This window comes from Pseudonocardia sp. SID8383, assembly GCF_009864975.1.
Lineage (GTDB): Bacteria > Actinomycetota > Actinomycetes > Mycobacteriales > Pseudonocardiaceae > Pseudonocardia > Pseudonocardia alni.
This window is the reverse complement of the sequence record NZ_WWFY01001162.1, coordinates 1-1,018: the sequence shown is the minus strand read 5'-3', so window position 1 is coordinate 1,018 and position 1,018 is coordinate 1. Positions and strand designations below refer to the sequence as shown.

General features: G+C 79.3%; 2 protein-coding genes. Both read left to right on the top strand.

Annotated elements, in window-relative coordinates; all coding sequences use genetic code 11:
* A partial coding sequence (locus tag GTW08_RS28360; protein WP_237454275.1) for a hypothetical protein occupies positions 1-350 on the top strand: 350 nt, incomplete at its 5' end.
* 288 nt (positions 351-638) lie between these two features.
* Positions 639-1,018: hypothetical protein (locus tag GTW08_RS28355; protein WP_161152769.1), on the top strand; the 380-nt coding region annotated here is incomplete at its 3' end.

Here is a 1,018-nt window from a genome sequence, read left to right as displayed (position 1 = left end):
ACCTCGTCGCCGTCGCCCGGATGCGCAGCGGCGGCGCCGGCACCGGCGGGGACCTGTTCACCCCGGTCGTCGAGGGCACCGGCACCACCACCGGTGTCGACCGGATGGAGCGGCTGCGGTCGCTGCACATCGCGGCCCGCGGTCTCGCCGACGACCGCGGTGTCGTCCCGGCACCGCGGGCGCTGCGCTCCGCGTCGGCGCTGCCCGGCACGCGGACCGGCGCCGAGAACTGCGGGCGGACCGGCCGTCGTCGCGACGACGCACACGCCAGCGCCGCGACACCGATCGTCGCCGCCTCCGGTGCCGCCGCGGCCCGTCGCCGCCGGAAGAAGCCGGCTCACGGGGCCTGAGACTCCGCTGGGGAGCGGGTGACACGGCCGTGCCCCCGGACCAGCACCATGGTCCGGGGGCACGGTCGCGTCCGCCGACCCGCGCGGGATCCGGTCCCGCGGGACGGGGAGACCGGCGGTGCCCGCCCTGCGGTGGTCCACGCACCGGGGAGTGGTCCGGTGCCGCCGCATCCCGGTGCCCGGGACGTGACGCAGGTGCCCGGACACCGCGGCCCGCCGCGTCGGTGACAATGGACGGGCCCGCCCGTCGCGACCAGGACGGGTCCCGCCCACCGACGCGATGGACCGATGATCCCCACGACCCCGCCCCTCGCCGACCTGCCCGAGCCCGCCGGTGCCACACCGCCGGAGCGGGCCGCACTGCACTGGTACCTGCGCCTGGCCCGCCACCACCTGGGCCGCGGCCCCTACCTCGACGTCGCCGGTGCCGGCGGGGTCCTGCTCGCCGGGCTGGCCCGGCTCGGCCCGGTCTCGGGGCTGGCCGGCTCGGAGGACGAGGCCGGGGCGATGCGTGCGGGCGCGCCGGGATGCCCCGTGCACCTGACCCCGGATGCCCTGCCGGGGCCGGTCGCGTCGCTGACCGCGGTGGAGGTGCTCGACCGGCTCCCCGACGCGGCGCTGGCCGGTGACCTCGGTCCGGGCGGCTGGTTCCGGGCGCTCGAGCCGGG